This window comes from Skermanella pratensis, assembly GCF_008843145.1.
Taxonomy (GTDB): Bacteria; Pseudomonadota; Alphaproteobacteria; order Azospirillales; family Azospirillaceae; genus Skermanella; species Skermanella pratensis.
The window spans coordinates 501,430-517,500 of record NZ_CP030265.1 but is presented as its reverse complement, the minus strand read 5'-3'; the positions used below and the strand labels follow the sequence as shown (position 1 = coordinate 517,500).

At 68.8% G+C, this 16,071-nt stretch carries 16 protein-coding genes and 1 tRNA gene (1 of these 17 only partly in view); 6 read left to right on the top strand and 11 right to left on the bottom strand.

The features are described 5' to 3' along the window. The 3 genes from DPR14_RS02365 to DPR14_RS02355 all read right to left on the bottom strand — a co-directional run. Positions 1 to 525 carry the 5' portion of a methyl-accepting chemotaxis protein gene (locus DPR14_RS02365; protein WP_158043738.1) on the bottom strand. Its footprint begins 1,023 nt before the window's first position, so the window shows 525 of its 1,548 coding nt (coding positions 1–525); the start codon lies at positions 523 to 525; its stop codon lies off the left edge, out of view. Next, positions 500 to 1,021, bottom strand: coding sequence for a PAS domain-containing protein (locus tag DPR14_RS02360; protein ID WP_158043737.1), 522 nt, complete (start codon positions 1,019 to 1,021; stop codon positions 500 to 502). Before DPR14_RS02360 ends, DPR14_RS02365 begins: the two co-directional genes overlap by 26 nt. 93 nt (positions 1,022 to 1,114) lie before the next feature. Beyond that, positions 1,115 to 2,644 carry a response regulator gene (locus DPR14_RS02355; protein WP_158043736.1) on the bottom strand — a complete coding sequence of 510 codons (1,530 nt, stop codon included), beginning with the start codon at positions 2,642 to 2,644 and terminating at the stop codon, positions 1,115 to 1,117. A 354-nt stretch (positions 2,645 to 2,998) separates the two neighbouring features. On the opposite strand from DPR14_RS02355, the gene DPR14_RS02350 reads away from it, so the two are divergent. Further along, the gene (locus DPR14_RS02350; RefSeq protein ID WP_192499230.1) at positions 2,999 to 3,964 is read left to right on the top strand and encodes a crotonase/enoyl-CoA hydratase family protein; all 966 of its coding nucleotides are present in this window, start codon (positions 2,999 to 3,001) and stop codon (positions 3,962 to 3,964) included. A gap of 7 nt (positions 3,965 to 3,971) precedes the next feature. Here DPR14_RS02350 and DPR14_RS02345 read toward each other — a convergent pair whose 3' ends face one another. The 4 genes from DPR14_RS02345 to DPR14_RS02330 all read right to left on the bottom strand — a co-directional run bounded on the left by DPR14_RS02345 (position 3,972) and on the right by DPR14_RS02330 (position 8,718). Then, the gene (locus DPR14_RS02345; RefSeq protein ID WP_158043734.1) at positions 3,972 to 5,198 is read right to left on the bottom strand and encodes a multidrug effflux MFS transporter; all 1,227 of its coding nucleotides are present in this window, start codon (positions 5,196 to 5,198) and stop codon (positions 3,972 to 3,974) included. An 80-nt stretch (positions 5,199 to 5,278) separates the two neighbouring features. Further along, a complete protein-coding gene (locus DPR14_RS02340) occupies positions 5,279 to 6,436 on the bottom strand; it encodes a DUF3616 domain-containing protein (protein WP_158043733.1) in 1,158 nt (385 codons plus the stop codon). Between the two features lie 358 nt (positions 6,437 to 6,794). Beyond that, positions 6,795 to 7,064: a hypothetical protein gene (locus DPR14_RS02335; protein WP_158043732.1), complete on the bottom strand. Its 270-nt coding sequence runs from the start codon at positions 7,062 to 7,064 to the stop codon at positions 6,795 to 6,797. Positions 7,065 to 7,206: 142 nt separating this feature from the next. After that, positions 7,207 to 8,718 carry a UbiD family decarboxylase gene (locus DPR14_RS02330; RefSeq protein ID WP_158043731.1) on the bottom strand — a complete coding sequence of 504 codons (1,512 nt, stop codon included), beginning with the start codon at positions 8,716 to 8,718 and terminating at the stop codon, positions 7,207 to 7,209. A 122-nt stretch (positions 8,719 to 8,840) separates the two neighbouring features. On the opposite strand from DPR14_RS02330, the gene DPR14_RS02325 reads away from it, so the two are divergent. Continuing rightward, positions 8,841 to 9,566, top strand: coding sequence for a gamma-glutamylcyclotransferase family protein (locus tag DPR14_RS02325; protein ID WP_158043730.1), 726 nt, complete (start codon positions 8,841 to 8,843; stop codon positions 9,564 to 9,566). Here DPR14_RS02325 and DPR14_RS02320 read toward each other — a convergent pair. Further along, positions 9,563 to 10,195, bottom strand: coding sequence for a class I SAM-dependent methyltransferase (locus tag DPR14_RS02320; RefSeq protein WP_246149275.1), 633 nt, complete (start codon positions 10,193 to 10,195; stop codon positions 9,563 to 9,565). The two genes, DPR14_RS02325 and DPR14_RS02320, sit on opposite strands and share 4 nt — an antisense overlap. Before the next feature lie 109 nt (positions 10,196 to 10,304). Continuing rightward, entirely contained in the window at positions 10,305 to 11,249 is a 945-nt protein-coding gene (gene ubiA, locus DPR14_RS02315) for a 4-hydroxybenzoate octaprenyltransferase (protein ID WP_158043729.1), read from the bottom strand. A 177-nt stretch (positions 11,250 to 11,426) separates the two neighbouring features. Between ubiA and DPR14_RS02310 the strand changes: the two genes are divergently transcribed. The 4 genes from DPR14_RS02310 to DPR14_RS02295 all read left to right on the top strand — a co-directional run bounded on the left by DPR14_RS02310 (position 11,427) and on the right by DPR14_RS02295 (position 14,664). Further along, positions 11,427 to 11,651 carry a hypothetical protein gene (locus DPR14_RS02310; RefSeq protein WP_158043728.1) on the top strand — a complete coding sequence of 75 codons (225 nt, stop codon included), beginning with the start codon at positions 11,427 to 11,429 and terminating at the stop codon, positions 11,649 to 11,651. An 80-nt stretch (positions 11,652 to 11,731) separates the two neighbouring features. Further along, complete coding sequence (locus DPR14_RS02305) at positions 11,732 to 11,959, top strand: hypothetical protein (RefSeq protein ID WP_158043727.1); 228 nt, start codon at positions 11,732 to 11,734, stop codon at positions 11,957 to 11,959. 216 nt (positions 11,960 to 12,175) lie between these two features. Then, positions 12,176 to 13,114 carry a PAS domain-containing protein gene (locus DPR14_RS02300; RefSeq protein ID WP_158043726.1) on the top strand — a complete coding sequence of 313 codons (939 nt, stop codon included), beginning with the start codon at positions 12,176 to 12,178 and terminating at the stop codon, positions 13,112 to 13,114. After that, the gene (locus tag DPR14_RS02295; protein WP_158043725.1) at positions 13,087 to 14,664 is read left to right on the top strand and encodes a sensor histidine kinase; all 1,578 of its coding nucleotides are present in this window, start codon (positions 13,087 to 13,089) and stop codon (positions 14,662 to 14,664) included. Before DPR14_RS02300 ends, DPR14_RS02295 begins: the two co-directional genes overlap by 28 nt. A 129-nt stretch (positions 14,665 to 14,793) precedes the next feature. Here the strand turns inward: DPR14_RS02295 and DPR14_RS02290 are convergent. Both DPR14_RS02290 and DPR14_RS02285 read right to left on the bottom strand, forming a co-directional pair. After that, positions 14,794 to 14,870: transfer RNA gene (locus DPR14_RS02290), tRNA-Pro, on the bottom strand. A 117-nt stretch (positions 14,871 to 14,987) separates the two neighbouring features. Beyond that, on the bottom strand, positions 14,988 to 16,025 hold the full coding sequence (locus tag DPR14_RS02285; protein WP_158043724.1) for a polyprenyl synthetase family protein: 1,038 nt from the start codon (positions 16,023 to 16,025) through the stop codon (positions 14,988 to 14,990). Positions 16,026 to 16,071 lie beyond the last annotated feature (46 nt).

Sequence of the window (16,071 nt, the reverse complement as noted above, 5' to 3'; positions counted from 1 at the left end):
CGACGCCGCCTCGACCAAGTCGGCGATGTCTTGCTCGGCCTCGGCCAGGACGCGGTCGCGCTCCTTCATGTCGGCCACCGAGCGGTTGATCACCTCGGCCACGGCGCGGTAGCAGCCCTTGAGGCCGGCCAGGGTCACCCGGCGGTAATAGAGCTTGCGGCTGGCATGGTCCATAGCGGCCCCGACCTCGCGGCTGAAGCAATCGGCGAGGTCGAGCACGTCGTTGACCCTGATGAACAGGCGGCCGAGATCGCCGCCCTCCCGCACACCGGTGATCCGGCGGTCGTAGTTGCCGGCGGCGGCCTCGGCGCATACGGCGTCGGCGCGCCGGATCGCCCGCTCGATCCGTCCGGCGAGGACCAGGATGGCGACAGCGGCCCCCAGCACGGCGGCGAGCGGCACGGCGCTCCACCAGACCGGCAGGGACTCGGAAGCGAAAAGCGGCAGCAGGGCGCCGGCGGCCCCGGCCGCGGCGATGGCGCCCGCCAGCGCGCGAATCCTAGAGAGCGAGGATGAACGCGTCATAGCCGCCCCCCTTCCGCTCCACCGCTTCGAGCAGCAGCGCCGTGGAGGCCGTCATGCCGTCCCGCCGGCCGCCCGCCGACTCGGCGGCGAGCATCCTGCCGTACAGCGGCTCGACCGCGGCGATGGCGTCGCGCCTCGCCCAGCGGCGGAAGGAGTGGTAGCCGGTGATCGCGCCGGCCATGTCGAAGCTCGGCGTGACATGGGCGAACACCCAGTAATGGTCCCCGTCGCGCGCCATGTTCTTGACGTAGGCGAAGATCTCCCGCCCGGAGGCGATCGTCTCCCACAGCAGCTTGAACACCGCCCGCGGCATGTCGGGATGGCGGATGATGCTGTGGGGCCGGCCCAGCACCTCGGCCTCGTCGTAGCCCGCGATCCTGAGGAACACCGAGTTGGCGTAGGTGATCCGGCCCTTCAGGTCGGTCTTGCTGACGATGATCTCGTCTTCGCCGAACATCCTTTCGCGCCCGGTCGGGGCGGCAATCGGCCTCGCCATGCGGTCGTCCTCCTTGCTGCAAGGACAACCCTATATACCAAACCGTCCCTACCCCGATTGATCCAGGTCAAACGGGCGGGATCGCGCCAGGGGTCAGACAGGCTCGAACAGGCTCGCCGGCATGGTCAGCGAGATCCGCGCCCGGCTTTCGGGGCCGGCCGCTTCGTCCGTCAGCGCCTCGTCGAGGGAGATGCGGGCGCCGAGCTGGTCCACGAGAGCCGCCATGACGGCGGGGCCGAGCCCGTACCGGCCGCCGACCTGGGACGGTCCCGCGCCGGGGTCGCGGTCGAACTCGAAGCTCAGCCTCAGGCCGCCCGACTCGGGCTCCACCCGAACCGCCAGGCCGCCCCCGCCCCCGCCCCCCGCCGGGGCCGGCGCGCCCTCGGCCGCCGTGAACAGGATCTCGGCGATCACGAGCCCGAGCGGCCCCGCCATGTCCAGTTCGAGCGCCAGCGAACCGATGTCGGCCCGGCGCGCCAGCTGGCGGCCGGCGTCGAAGTCGCGGACCAGGCTGGTGCACAGGTCGACGAGGTAGCCGTCGAACCTGACGCTGGTGATCCGGCTGGGTCCCAGCAGGTTGCGGAACAGCAGCCCCAGCCCGTCGATCCGCTGCTGGGTCCGGCGGAAGCCGTGCTTCAGGTCGCCTTCCGGCATGCCCAGCGTCTGGAGGTACAGCACGGTGCTGATGACCTGCAGGTTGTTGCGCACGCGGTGATGAAGCTCGCGCAGCAGGACCTGGCTTTCGGCCAGGGCGTCGCGCAGCGCCGCCTCCATGTCGCGGCGGGTCGTGATGTCGTGGGTGACCATGGAGAAGCCGGCGAGCCGGCCGGCATCGTCGCGCATCGCCGTCACCAGGATGTCGGCCTGGAAGCGGGAGCCGTCCTTCCGCACGCGGACATGCTCGCCGTGGACGCTGCCGTCCGACGCCGCCAGCGCCAGCATGGCGCCCACGCCGCCCGATGCCCCTTCGCCGGTCGGGCCCCCGCCCGGCGCACCCTCGGTGCCCGCGGCGGGGTCGAGCACTCCGGCGGGACGCCCCAGGATCTCCGCCTCGCAATAGCCCAGAAGGCGCTCCGCGCCGGCGTTCCAGCTGGTCACCAGCCCGGCCGGGTCGAGCATCACGATGGCATAGTCGCGCACCCCCTCCACCAGCAGGCGGAACCGTTCCTCGCTTTCCCGCACAGTCTGGCGGTGGATCACGAACTGCTGGGCGCGCAGCCGCAGGAGGTTGCGGGCGCGGGTCTGGAACTCCCAGGGATCGACCGGGCTGAGGATGAAGTCGGTCGCCCCGGCCTCCAGCGCCTCGCGCCGGATCTCGTGGTCCTCGTAGGCGGTCACGACGATCACCGGCACGTCGGCGGTGCCGGGATGGCCGCGCAGGTTCCGGATGAATCCGGCCCCGTCCATCAGCGGCATCTTGAAGTCCGTGATGACCAGGTCGGGCACCGTCCGCGCGCAGGCCTCCAGGGCTTCCACGGGATTGGGAAAGGCGGACACGTTGATGTCGTCGCCGACCAAAGACGCGAACTTGGTCAGGATTTTCCGATTGACGCTGCGGTCGTCGATGATGAAGACCTCGGCGCCCATGATGGCGACCCCCGTTTCGGAGACGGAAACCCTCAAGAAACTCACCGTAGCGTCAATTCCTCAAAACGTGACGTCGTCATCAGGACGGGAACCCGCATGTCCCGACAGTCATCGAGTGAGACCGGGATCGGCTCATGGGCAGGCCCGGACCATCCTGGCTTTCCAAAACTTTACTGAATGTAAATACGGCATTCAGCGCAATTCTTACGATGACAAATCTAGAACGACACCACCAATAAATCAAAGCCCGCATGCAAACACGATAGATACAATTAACCGTTTCTTAGGTTTGTACCCCAAAATAATGGGTGAGAGAGAGCCCACCCTGACCTTGGCGAACGCGGACCTAACCGGCTGACGCCTTGCATACTGGAAGTGATGGAGAGAGTCATGCTTGAGCAGATTAGCGGCCACCTTCTCAATTCGTTTAAAATTGAAAAGACCGCCGCTGTCCCGGAGCAGTCCCGGCGCGCCCCGCTTCAGCTCGACCGCCAGTTCCGCGAACTCGACATCGACTTCGACGCCGGTACCGGCGTCTTCTGGTGCCGTTTCCGCTTCAGCGACAGGCCGAGCTTCACCCCGGGCGTCCTCCGGGAGCTGCGCAGGGTCCGCCAGATGCTGGCCTCGCGCGGCGACACCGCCGAGCCGCAGGTCAAGTACGTGGTCCTGGGATCGCGGATGCCGGGCGTCTTCAATCTGGGCGGCGATCTCGGCCTGTTCGCCCATCTGATCCGCCGGCGCGACCGCGACGCGCTGACGACCTATGCCCGGGCCTGCGTCGCGGAGATCCACGCCAATTCGGTGGCGCTCGACCTGCCGGTGATCACCATGTCCCTGGTCCAGGGCGACGCGCTGGGCGGCGGGTTCGAGGCGGCGCTGTCGGCCAACGTCATCGTGGCCGAGCGCAGCGCCAAGTTCGGCCTGCCCGAGGTGATGTTCAACCTGTTCCCCGGCATGGGCGCCTACAACTTCCTCGCCCGCCGGAGCAGCGCCGCCATCGCCGAGAAGCTGATCATGAGCGGCCGAATCCACACCGGCGCTGAGCTGTACGACATGGGCATCGTCGACGTCCTGGCCGAGGACGGCGAAGGCGAGGAGGTCCTGCTCGACTATGTCCGCAAGAACGGCCGCCGCCACGCCGCCCACCGGGCGATCTACCAGGCGCGCCAGCGGGTCAACCCGATCACCCTGCAGGACCTGAACGACATCACCGACCTGTGGGTCGATACCGCGCTGACGCTCGGCCCGACCGACCTGAAGCTGATGGAGCGGCTGGTCGCGGCCCAGGATCGCCGCCGGGCCAGGACCGGATCGGCCCCGGCCGAAGACCTGCGACTCGGGGGCGTCGGCGACTGACCTTCCGTCAGTCCGTGGTCCCCGGCACCGGGACCGTCCCGCTCGACCGCCGTCCCGCCCCCACCGCCAGCAGATAAGCCCCGACGGACAGCAGCACCGACACGGCCATCACCAGGATCATCGGCATCTGGTCGTCGTCCTTCAGGTAGCCCACCGCCACCGTCGCCACCGCCCCGACCGACATCTGGAGAAAGCCCAGCAGGCCCGACGCGGCGCCCGCCACCCTCGGGTTGACACTGATCGCGGCGGCGATGCCGCTGGGCATGCTGACGCCGTTTCCGACCGCGACGATGCACATGGGCAGGAAGATCGCCAGCGCGTCGAACAGGCCCAGCAGCCCGAGCGCGCCCATGACCGCCACGCCCGCCAGGTTGACCAGGGTGCCGCCCAGCACCAAACGGCGGGCGCCCAGCCGTGTCGCCATCCGGGCCGCGATGAAGCTGCCCAGCGCGTAGCCGGCCGAGACCAGCACGAACAGGGTCCCGTACTCGCTTGGCGGCCGCTTCAGCAGGTCGATCATGATGTAGGGGGCGCCGGCCAGGAAGGCGAAGAAGACGGCCGACGCGAAGGCCGTGTTCAGCGCGTATCCCAGGAACTCGGGGGAGCGCAGCAGCGCCGCGTAGCCGATCGCCATGCCGACCGGCCCGGGCAGCGGCTGGCGCCGGAAATTGGTCTCGCGCAGGGACCCCAGGCTCCAGAGCCACACCGCGGCGCCGCACCCGAGAACCAGCAGGAAACTCGCCCGCCAGCCGAACCAGACCTCCAGAAAGCCGCCCAGCGCCGGGGCCACCGCGGGCGCCACCGCCATGGCCATGGTGATGTAGGCCAGCATGCTGGCGGCCTTGTCGCGCTCGTAGACGTCGCGGACGATGGCGCGGCTCAACACCATGCCGGCGCAGCCGCCGACCGCCTGGGCAATCCGGCCGGCGATCAGCATGCCGATGCCGGAGGCCAGCGCGCAGACCAGGCTGGCCGCCACGAAGATGCCCAGTCCCGCCAGCAGGACCGGCCGCCGGCCGAACCGGTCGGACAGCGGCCCGTAGATCAGCTGGCCGCAGGCGATGCCGATCAGGTACAGGGTCAGCGCGAGCTGGGCGGTGCCGTAATCCGTCTCGAACACCCGCACGAGGCCGGGAATCGACGGGATGAAGATATTGAGCGCCAGCGGCCCGATCGCCGTGATGGCGATCAGGATGGCGATATGCGGCGGCCGGCCGGCGGTGGCGGCGTTCATCGGGCGGGACACATCGGGCGGCACCGTGACTGTGGGAACAACCGCAAGGTTAACCCGCCTCCGCCGCCTGCCAACCGCCCTCAGGACATGGCTGGAATGCGCGCCTTCTTCGGCGGCAGCGGGAACAGATCGGCCGCGACGCCCGCGCCGTCGGCATCCAGCCGGTCCGGACCGGGATTGTCGTAGACGACCAGCACCGCCGGCGGCTCGCCCGGCCGCTCGAACAGCGTCGCGCCCTCGGCGTGGTCGAAACCGGTGCCGTAGGGAATGTCCATCACCCGCTCCAGCCGGGTGCGCGGGATCACCGTCTCCTCCCGCTGGTTCCAGACGTCGTGCCAGCGGTACAGGACCACCGGCCCGTCAAGGTCCATGGTCGGGCCGGCGAGGATCAGCAGGTCGTCGCCCTCCAGCGACAGCTCGCGGATGCCCAGGCCGTCCAGGTCCAGGAAGTGCTTGCGGTAGCGTTCGCCGCAGGGGCCGATCCGGCGCAGCTTCAGGCCGGCGGCCTTGCCGACGCTGCCCTTCTCCGCGACCTCCAGTTCCAGCAGGACCGCCCAGCCGCGCAGCACCGGCCCGCGCATGCCGAGGAACACCCGGTCGCCCCGCGCCGAGATGCCCTCCACGTCGAAACCGTTGTCCTTGGACGGGATCGCCATGAAGCGGCCGAGATGCTCGTCCTTGCGCAACGCCTTGGACAGGGCGTTGGAACCCTTCGCGTCCATCTTGAGGCGGCCGGCCCTCAGCTCGGCGCCGCCATCGCCCGACGGCGCGGACCGGGCCAGGGCATGGACGCCGTCCTCGGATTCGCGGACCAGGGGGATGCGGCCCAGCAGGTAGCGGTTCGGCTCGCACTCCACCCGGGTCAGCCGCTCCAGCGCCTCCTCGGCGCCGGTCTCGTCCGGGTCGGGCTTCTTGCGCTTGAGGCTGTGCGAGCCGCAGATCCAGAGATAGTCGCCGTCCACCGACAGCCCCTCGATGTCCACCTCGCCCTCGACCGGGAGGTCGAAGAAGTCGGCCAGACGGTAGGGCGTGTGGCGGCCGAAGGTCTTCCAGTCCTCGGTGGTCAGTCGCTCGATGGTGGCGGTCTCGTCCGACGCGGTCCAGAGGCAACGGCCGGACTGCTTTATCACCGAGAGATCGTTGCGGATCGCCTCCTCGAGGTCCCCGGCCAAGCCCTCGTGGTGGTGGAAGTCCAGCATGATCCGCTGCGGCTTCGGTGTCTGCTTCTTCGCGGCCATCTTTTTCTTGTCCCTGCCTGCTCGTTGTCTTCCGGAAGAGTGCTGGGGCGTGCGGTCCGGGACAAGGGGGAAGTGGGGGCGGGCCGTGGCTCCGCGGTCACGCCAGGACGAAGATCGTATCCGCCCGCGCCGGCAACTGCTCCGTAGCGATGCCGGCCCGAGGGGTTACCGTCAGTCCCGCCGATGAAAGCGGCCCGGGTTCCGGAACCTGTAACTCGTCAGGATCCCGGGCCGCATATAGGCTTCGAAGAAGAACAGGACGGTGGACAGGTCGTGCTCGAGGTCGGCGCCCAGGTCGTGACCGAACGGCTCGGGTCCATGGAAGTGGGAATTCACCGTGCTCGAACCGGAGCCCGGTTCACTCGAACCGGGGATAGCCGTCCACCATCCGCCGCCACTGCGCCCGCATGTCTTTCCGGTGCTTGCGGGCGAAGAGGGCCGCGCCCTCCAGGTCGTCGAACATGGCGCGGTCGCGGGTCTCGCGGATACGGCTGGACAGAAGGCTTGCCAGATTCCAGCCTATCCGGACGATCCGGTTGCGGGACCTTCGGACGGGACTCCGATCGACGGAAGCTGCTTGGAAACGGTCGGTCGCGCCGCCCTGCAATTCCTGGCGATGCGCTGTCACTGCCGATCTCTCCTGTCCGAGTGCCATGACGATCCACGGCTCGAACCGTGCCTTGGCACCCGTCACCGCATACGATTTCGAGGCATGTTGATCCGAAACGTCTCCAGATCCAATCCCGAATACAGGTTTGCTTGTATTTTCCTTATTTCCAGATCGGCTTGCCGTGCAGCGGGATGCCGTAGCTGTCCCACTTGCGGGTGACCTCCTCGATCACCTCGTCGGCCATGCGGAGCTGCTGGCCCCACTCGCGCCTGGTCTCCGGCGGCCACTTGTTGGTGGCGTCCAGGCCGACCTTGCCGCCGAGGCCGCTTTCCGGGCTGGCGAAGTCCAGGTAGTCGATCGGCGTGCCCTCCACCACGGTGATGTCGCGCGCCGGGTCCATGCGGGTGGACACCGCCCACATCACGTCCTTCCAGTCCCGCGCGTTGATGTCGTCGTCCACGACGATGACCCACTTGGTGTACATGAACTGGCGCAGGAACGACCAGACGCCCATCATCACCCGCTTGGCGTGACCCGGATAAGCCTTCTTCATGGACACCACGGCGATGCGGTAGGAGCAGCCCTCCGGCGGCAGCCAGAAGTCCACGATCTCGGGGAACTGCTGGACCAGCAGGGGGATGAAGACCTCGTTCAGCGCCTCGCCCAGCACGCTCGGCTCGTCGGGCGGGCGGCCGGTGAAGGTGGAGAGATAGATGGGATTGCGCCGCATGGTGATGGCGGTGACGTGGAAGACGGGGAACGGCTCGACCGCGTTGTAGTAGCCGGTATGGTCGCCGTACGGTCCCTCGTCGCCGAACTCGTCCAGGCTGACCAGCCCCTCGATCACGATCTCCGCCTGGGCGGGGACCTTGAGCGGGATGGTCTTGCAATCGACCAGCTCGACCTTGCGGCCGCGCAGCAGCCCGGCGAACTGGTATTCCGACAAGGTGTCGGGGACCGGCGTGACGGCGGCCAGGATGGTGCCGGGATCGGCCCCCAGCACGGCGGCGGCCGGCAGGGGCTCGCGCTTGCCCGACGCCGCCCAGCGCCGGTGATGCTGGGCGCCGCCCCGGTGCTTCAGCCAGCGCATCAGCGTGGTGTTCCGGCCGGTCACCTGCATGCGGTAGATGCCGAGGTTGAAGTCGTCCTCGCGCTTCTTGCCCGGTCCCTTGGTCACGACCAGCGGCCAGGTGATCAGGGGAGCCGGTTCGCCCGGCCAGCAGCCCTGGATCGGCAGGCGGCCCAGGTCGATGTCGTCGCCCTTCAGCACGACCTCCTGGCAGGGCGCCGAGGACACCGTCTTCGGCTTCATGGACAGCACGGTCTTGGCCAGCGGGATCAGCTCCAGGGCCTCCCGGAATCCTCCCGGCGGCTCCGGCTGGCGCAGGAAGGCCAGGGTCTCGCCGACGCCCCGCAGCTGGTGCGGCTCGCGGTCCATACCCCAGGCGACCCGCTCGACCGTGCCGAACAGGTTGATCAGGACGGGCATCTCGTAGCGCGACCCGTCCGGCCGGACGACGTTCTCGAACAGAACCGCCGGCCCCTGCTGCGCCAGCAGCCTTGTGTGGATCTCGGTCATTTCCAGCACGGGCGAGACCGGCGTCTTGACCCGTACGAGTCGGCCCGTGCGCTCCAGCCGGTCCATGAAATCGCGCAGGGAGGAATAGGGCATCGGATCAGCATCTCTGACGGCGGGAAGGAAAGGGGCGGGAAGGAAGTCGGCCTAACATCGGCTTCGGTGCCGCCGCGTCAAGCGGATTGACGAACGGTGCCGGACGCCGCACCGTCGGAGCCATGGCTTCCTCCCTCATCGACCCCGCGGTCCTGGCCCTGGCCTCCGGCTATCCCTACGCGTTCCCGGCCTGCTCCTACCTGTTCCGGGACGGGGAACAGCGCCCGCTTCCGGCTGGCCTGCCGGCGATTCTGGCGGACCGCGTGCCGATGATCGCCTGCGGCTCCAACCGGTCGCCGGAGCAGCTCGCGCGGAAGTTCAAGGACTGGCCTCACCCGGTCGCGATCCCCGTGCTGTGCGGCAGGCTGGCCGGGTTCGACGTGGTCTATTCGGCCCATTTCACCCGCTACGGCGCCTTGCCGGCCACCCTGCACCCGGCGCCTGGACGTGCCTCGGAAACGGTGGTGGAGATCGCCGTGCAGTGGCTGACCCGGGCCGAGCTGGACCGCATGGACGCGACCGAGGGCATCGGCGTCAATTACGACCGGCACCGCCTGGACGGGATCGCGCTGGAGATCGAGGGCCTGGGCCGGATCGCCTCCGCCGAGGCTTATCTGAGCCGCCGCGGCGCCCTGGCGATCGACGGCCATCCGGTCGCCCTCGCGGCGATCCCCTGCGCCGGCCGGACCTGGCCCGCCCTGGACCAGCCCGGCGTGCTGGAAAGCGTCCGCGCCAGGCTCGCCCCGGAGCGCGATCTCGCCGGCTTCATCCACGCCATCGTCACGGACCCGGACCATCGCGCGGAGCAGACCTCCGTCCTGGCGCGGGACGCCCTCAGGCGAGCCTAATCCTCTCCCAGCAGCCGCCACACCGTCGTGTCGCGCACTTCCCGGTCCTCCAGGTCGAGGGAGGTCGGCACGGCGAAGCGGGCCAGCGCTTCCAGGCCGGACTTGGGCAGGTAGGCGCGGCCGGGATCGCCCAGGATGACCAGCGTGCCGCCGCGGGCCAGCCCACGCAGCCAGGCGATCACCCGCTCGGCCATGGGCCGCTCGTAGCAGACGTCGCCGGCCAGCACCACGTCGATGCCGGGCAGCGGGCGGCCCACGATGTCGTCCCGAAGCACGTCGACCGGCACGCCGTTGGCCTCCGCGTTGAGCCCGATGGCCACGATCGCGAAAGCGTCGATCTCCACCGCCGCCACGCTGGCGGCGCCGGCCTTGGCGGCGGCGACGGCGGCCATGCCGCTGCCCGACGCGAAGTCGAGCACCCGGCGCCCCGCCACCAGGCCAGGATTGTCCAGGACATGGCGGGCCACCGCCCGGCCGCCCGGCCAGGCGAAAGCCCAGTAGGGCGGCGGCAGGTTGCAGGCGGCGAGGTTCGCCTCGGTCGCCTCCCACAGCGGCGTCACGTGGGTCGCCAGGTGAAGCAGGACCTCCGGCAGCAACGGCGCCGCCGCAAGCTCGGTGTTCGCCCGGATGAAGGCCCGCCGGCCGGCATCGGAGTCGCTGGGGGAGCGGTGATGGTCATGGCGCGGAGTTGCCCACAGCCCCCCCGCCCCGCGCAAGCGGATTCGGCGGGTCAGCCGGTCACAGCACCCGGCCTGCGACGACGGCGCCCAGCACCAGCCAGCCGAACCAGCGGTTCGACTTGAACTTGGACAGGCAGTCCGCCGGATCGTCCGGCCGCCAGGTCGCGACCTGCCAGGCGAGCTGGAGCAGCGCCGCGGTCAGGAACAGGTGGAACCAGACGCCCAGCCCGGCGGCCATCCCGGCCGCGAGCAGCCCGCCATAGGTCAGCGTGTAGAACCCGTAGATCCAGATCTTGGAGGCGTCCCCCAGGCGCAGCGCCGTGGACTTGACGCCGATGCGGGCGTCGTCCTCCTTGTCCTGGTGGGCGTAGATCGTGTCGTAGCCCAGCGTCCAGACGATGCCGGCGGCGTAGAGGAGCAGCGCCGGCAGGTCCAGCCCTCCGGTCACCGCCGCCCAGCCGACCAGCGCTCCCCAATTGAAGGTCAGGCCCAGGAAAGCCTGCGGCCACCAGGTGATCCGCTTCATCAGCGGATAGGTGAAGACCAGCACCAGCGACGCCGCCCCGAGCGCTATCGTGAAGGGGTTGAACTGCACCAGCACCGCCAGGCCGATCAGCATCTGGACCACCACGAACGCCAGCGCCTGGCGCACCGTCACCTGCCCGCTCGGGATCGGGCGGGTCCGCGTCCGCTCCACCAAGCCGTCGATGTCGCGGTCCAGGATGTCGTTGACCGTGCAGCCGGCGCCGCGCATCACGACGGCGCCGATCCCGAACAGGACCATCATCCAGGGATCGGGCCAGCCCTGGGTCGCCAGCGCCTGGCTCCACCAGCAGGGGAACAGCAGCAGCCAGGTCCCGATCGGACGGTCCAGCCGCGCCAGCTTCAGGTAGGGCCGCACGGACGCCGGAGCATGGCGGTCGATCCATCCGTCGGGCCGGATGTCGGTGAACCCGTCGCGGCGCGGTTCCGCTGCACCGATCGGGGCTGGAGCTGGCGTCATGGGGGGCATCTGTCCGTCGGGCCTGGCCATGGATACGGTAATGTCGGCACGGTCACTCTAGCCCAGACCGCCGCAGACTTGCACCCGGCGATCGGCTGGAATCGGCGAAAGCGTACGGCGGGGGGTTGCGGTGGCGTCGGGCCGGCGTGCTACAATGCCGAGGTCCCAGGAGGTTTTATGGCATTCAAGCCCAATTACAACCAGCAGCGCGCCGATCGCAATCGCGCCAAGGAACAGAAGAAACAGGAGAAGCTTCGCCTGAAGGAGGAGGCCGTCGCCCAGCGCAAGGCTTCCACCGGCCAGGAGGCGTCGGATGACGAGTCCGACGGCGACACCGTCGGCGAAGACCAATCCGATGCCGACGTCGAGCCGGGCGGGACCGCTCCGGGTCAAACGTCATAGGCCTATAGATACGGTGTCGGCAGGTCGATCCGATGCCCTAAAGAAGTCCGTTGACCCTGTATCGTATTGGGAGAGGGGCAATGGCCCGAAAGAAGCAGCCGACCGACAACGCGTACGTCCTGTTCGACGTCGTGTACCAGGATGGCGTCAAGACGTCGAACCGCAAGGTTCCCAGCTCCGAAGTAGGCGGCCTGGACGGCGACGAGCCGGCACGCGCCATCATCGAGGCACAGGACCGCAAGATCGCCGAAATGTCCGGCAACCCGCGCGGCCCGATCAAGACCATCACCCGGTCACCCAACCAGTAGGCGGCCCGGCGGAGGAACCGCAGGCGACGGGCGCCGCCCGCCGCCGCGCCCCCGGATCTCCTCACCCGCAGGTTTATCGGACGCCTGTCCAAGGAAAAAATCCACTCCCGAGGTCGAAACAGCTTCCCGCCAAGGGCGTAAGGATGGACGAAAGCCGATCGTTTATGTAACGTCGTTCATCGATTGAGTTAAACTAGGTTAACTAACACCTTCCCCGTGAGAACGCTGGCTTCAAAACACACGATCCTCCTGGCTGCGGCCAGCGCGACACTGACGGCGACGTCGGCTTATGCCCAGACTCCGGGGGTCGACTTGGGGCCGAGCGGATCATCGATCACTCTGGGCGCGGCGGCACTGGCGGGCATCGTCGGGCTGGCCTGGCAGACCCTCCGGGCGCACGGCAAGTCGAGGCGGGCGGCGGACCTGCAGGAGGAGATCGACCGGCTGGAGGCGCTGCTGTCGGCATCTCCCGATGCCTGGTGCGGCTGGAGTCCCGACGGTACCCACGCGATTTCCCCCGGCTTCGCCGGCCTGCTCGGCATCGATCGCTGCGACCGGCTGGAGGACATCGAGACGGCCCTGGCGCCGAGCGACGCCGCGGCCCTCAACGGCGCCTTCGGCCACCTGCGCCGGACCGGGCAGCCGTTCCGGATCGTGGTCACCACGGCCGACGGCGGCCGGGTCCTGGAGCTGAGCGGATCGCGCGGGACCGGTTCCGCGGGCGGGGAGAAGTTCGACGTCCTGTGGGCCCGCGACATCGGCCACATCACGGGCGAGATCACCCGCCAGACCCAGGCCCGCACGGCGGCCCTGCAGACGCTGGAGGAGATCCGCGCGATGCTCGACCGGGTTCCCTTCCCGATCTGGCTGCGCCGCCGGGACCTGTCGATCGCCTGGTGCAACAAGGCCTATGCGGACGCGCTCGATCTCACCCGCGACGAGGCCCTGGAGCGGCAGAGCGAGCTGGTGCCGGCATCGCTCGACGAGCCGCGCCGGTCGCTGGCCGAGCGGGCCAGGACCGACGGCGCCGCCCGGTCGGAAACCCAGCATCTGGTCATCGACGGCGCGCGCCGCCTGATCGAGATCACCGAGGCCCGGTGGCCGAGGCCGCAGAGATATCGGCAACCATGCTGGTCGGCTACGCGCTCGACCTGACGCCCCAGGAAGACCTGCGCCGGGAGCTGGACCGCCACATCGCCGCCCATGGCGAGGTGCTCGAACAGCTGGGCTCGCCGATCGCGATCTATGGTGCAGACACCCGCCTGCTGTTCTTCAACCAGGCCTATGTCTCGCTTTGGGGCCTGGACGAGGGATGGCTGGAGACCGAGCCGACCTACGGCGAGGTGATGGAGGACCTGCGGGCGCGCCGGCGCCTGCCGGAGCACGCCGATTTCCCGCGCTACAAGCGCGAGCAGCTGTCCAAGTTCACCTCCCTGATCGAACCGGCCGAGGACCTGCTGCATCTTCCCGACGGCACGACGCTGCGCATGCTGCTGGTGCCCCACCCGTTCGGCGGCCTGATGTTCATCCTGGAGGACGTGACCAACGCGCTGGCGCTGGAATCCTCCTACAATACGCTGATGGCGGTCCAGCAGGAAAGCCTGGACAACCTGGCGGAAGGCATCGCGGTGTTCGGCGGCGACGGCAGGCTGAAGCTGTCGAACCCTGCCTATGCCCGGATCTGGCGGCTGCGGTCCGAGGACCTGAACGGCGAGCCGCACCTGGTCGAGCTGGTCGAGAAGATGAAGAGCTTCTTCGACTTCGGCAACGATTGGGACGGCTTCAAGAACGAGAGCATCGCCAGCACCCTGGAGCGGGCCGCGCGCAACGGCCGGATCGAGCGGGCGGACGGCTCGGTGGTCGAGTTCTCCAGCGTGCCGCTGCCCGACGGCGCGGTGCTGACCAGCTTCCTGGACGTCACCGACAGCGTGCGGGTCGAGCAGGCGCTGCGCGAGCGCAACGCGGCGCTTGAAGCGGCCGACCGCCTGAAGGCGGAGTTCATCGCCAACGTCTCCTACCAGCTCCGGACGCCGCTGAACGCCATCATGGGCTTCGCCGAGATCCTGGCGAACCAGTATTTCGGCGAGCTGAACGAACGCCAGCTGGAATACAGCCGCGCGGTGCTGGACAGCGGCCAGCGCCTGCTTCTGCTGATCAACGATATCCTGGACCTCGCCACCGTCGAGGCCGGCTTCATGGTGCTGGAACGGGCGCCGGTCGATATCCCGGCGATGCTCGGCAGCGTGCTCAACCTGACCCGCGACTGGGCGCGCAAGCAGAACCTGAAGCTGGAGATCGAGCATGCCGACGACATCGGCACGATCGAGGCCGACGAGAAGCGGCTGAAGCAGGCGGTGTTCAACCTGATCAGCAACGCCATCAAGTTCACCCCGCCGGGCGGCAGGATCCTGGTCTCCGCCGAACGGGTCGGCGGCTCCTTCGTGCTGGCGGTCAGCGACACGGGCATCGGCATCCCGGCGGCCGACCAGGAGCGCGTGTTCGGCCGCTTCGAAAGAGCCAACCCCCAGGCCCGCCAGACCGGAGCCGGCCTCGGCCTGTCGCTGGTCAAGAGCTTCATCGAGCTGCACGGCGGCCGGGTCGAGATCGAAAGCCGCCTGAACGAGGGCACCTGCATCCGCTGCATCCTGCCGGTCAAGGCCAATGCGGTCACCCAGCCCGCCGGCACGGTGCGCGCGGGAACTTGATCGTCGGGCAGGGCCGCGCGGGAGGGGCGGCGTCCCGCGCACCTCGGGAGGCGGGACGCCGCGCCTCCGCCTTGATGGCACGGGCCAAGCAAAAAGGGCCTCGGCGATGCCGAGGCCCTTTTTGCTCGATGGTCGGAGTGAGAGGATTCGAACCTCCGGCCCCTGCCTCCCGAAGACAGTGCTCTACCAGGCTGAGCTACACTCCGTTACCCTGGATGTCCGCCGTGAGGCGGCGTGGGCGGGTATATACCGGGTAGGCTGTCTCCGCGCAAGTGCCGAATTCCACGATATCCGGCCGAACCTGCGGATACTCCGGAACCGGATCAGAACTCCCGGTCGATCACGAAGTCGATGACGTCCAGCAGGGCGCGCTTCTCCGGCCCGTCGGGGAACAGGCCCAGGGAATCGCGGGCGATGGCGCCGTAGTGCCGGGCGCGCTCGACCGTGTCGCGCAACGCCCCGTGCTGGTTCATCATCGCGATGGCCTGGTCCAGGTCGCCGTCGCCCTGCTCCATCTCCTCGACGGTGCGGTGCCAGAAGGCGCGGTCCTCGTCGCTACCGCGGCGGTAGGCCAGGATCACCGGCAGGGTGATCTTGCCCTCGCGGAAATCGTCGCCCACCGTCTTGCCCAGCCGGGCCTGCAAGGCGGAATAGTCCAGCACGTCGTCGACGAGTTGGAACGCGATGCCGAGATTCAGCCCGTAGGCGAACAGGGCGTCGGCTTCCGCCGCCGGGCGCGACGCCACCACCGCGCCGATCTGGCAGGCGGCGGCGAACAGTTCCGCCGTCTTGGCGCGGATGACGTCCAGGTAGGCCTGCTCGCTGGTGCCGGTGTCGTTGGACGTGGTGAGCTGGAGCACCTCGCCCTCGGCGATCACCGCGGAGGCGTGGGACAGGATGCGCAGCACCTCGAGCGAGCCGTCCTCGACCATCAGCTGGAAGGAGCGGCTGAACAGGAAGTCGCCGACCAGGACGCTCGCCTTGTTGCCGAACACGGCGTTGGCGGACGCCAGCCCGCGGCGCAGGTCGCTCTCGTCCACCACGTCGTCGTGGAGCAGCGTCGCGGTGTGGATGAACTCGACGCAGGCGGCGAGCGCCTGATGCCGGGTCCCGTCGTAACCGCACAGCTTGGCCGAGGCGAGCGTCAGCACCGGACGAAGCCGCTTGCCGCCCGCCGCGATGATGTATCCGGCGAGTTGGGGGATCAGTTCGACCGGCGACTGCATCCGATCGATGATCAGGGTATTGCAGGCCTTGAGGTCGTCAGCGACCAGGTCCGTCAGCTTATCGAGTGCGTTCACGTCGGGGTTTGATCGTTTCAGGCTGAGGTTGGTGACGACCGCCAATTTGGTCTCCAGCATGGCGTGGCAGGGCACGAATCGCTAGCGAGCATAAGGACAGGACTTC

Bases quoted from the DNA above. Each gene is read 5' to 3' on its own strand.
- DPR14_RS02360 (WP_158043737.1), bottom strand. From the start codon at position 1,021: ATGGCGAGGCCGATTGCCGCCCCGACCGGGCGCGAAAGGATGTTCGGC.
- DPR14_RS02350 (WP_192499230.1), top strand. From the start codon at position 2,999: ATGCTTGAGCAGATTAGCGGCCACCTTCTCAATTCGTTTAAAATTGAA.
- DPR14_RS02345 (WP_158043734.1), bottom strand. From the start codon at position 5,198: ATGAACGCCGCCACCGCCGGCCGGCCGCCGCATATCGCCATCCTGATC.
- DPR14_RS02340 (WP_158043733.1), bottom strand. From the start codon at position 6,436: ATGGCCGCGAAGAAGCAGACACCGAAGCCGCAGCGGATCATGCTGGAC.
- DPR14_RS02330 (WP_158043731.1), bottom strand. From the start codon at position 8,718: ATGCCCTATTCCTCCCTGCGCGATTTCATGGACCGGCTGGAGCGCACG.
- DPR14_RS02325 (WP_158043730.1), top strand. From the start codon at position 8,841: ATGGCTTCCTCCCTCATCGACCCCGCGGTCCTGGCCCTGGCCTCCGGC.
- ubiA (WP_158043729.1), bottom strand. From the start codon at position 11,249: ATGACGCCAGCTCCAGCCCCGATCGGTGCAGCGGAACCGCGCCGCGAC.
- DPR14_RS02310 (WP_158043728.1), top strand. From the start codon at position 11,427: ATGGCATTCAAGCCCAATTACAACCAGCAGCGCGCCGATCGCAATCGC.
- DPR14_RS02305 (WP_158043727.1), top strand. From the start codon at position 11,732: ATGGCCCGAAAGAAGCAGCCGACCGACAACGCGTACGTCCTGTTCGAC.
- DPR14_RS02295 (WP_158043725.1), top strand. From the start codon at position 13,087: ATGCTGGTCGGCTACGCGCTCGACCTGACGCCCCAGGAAGACCTGCGC.
- DPR14_RS02285 (WP_158043724.1), bottom strand. From the start codon at position 16,025: ATGCTGGAGACCAAATTGGCGGTCGTCACCAACCTCAGCCTGAAACGA.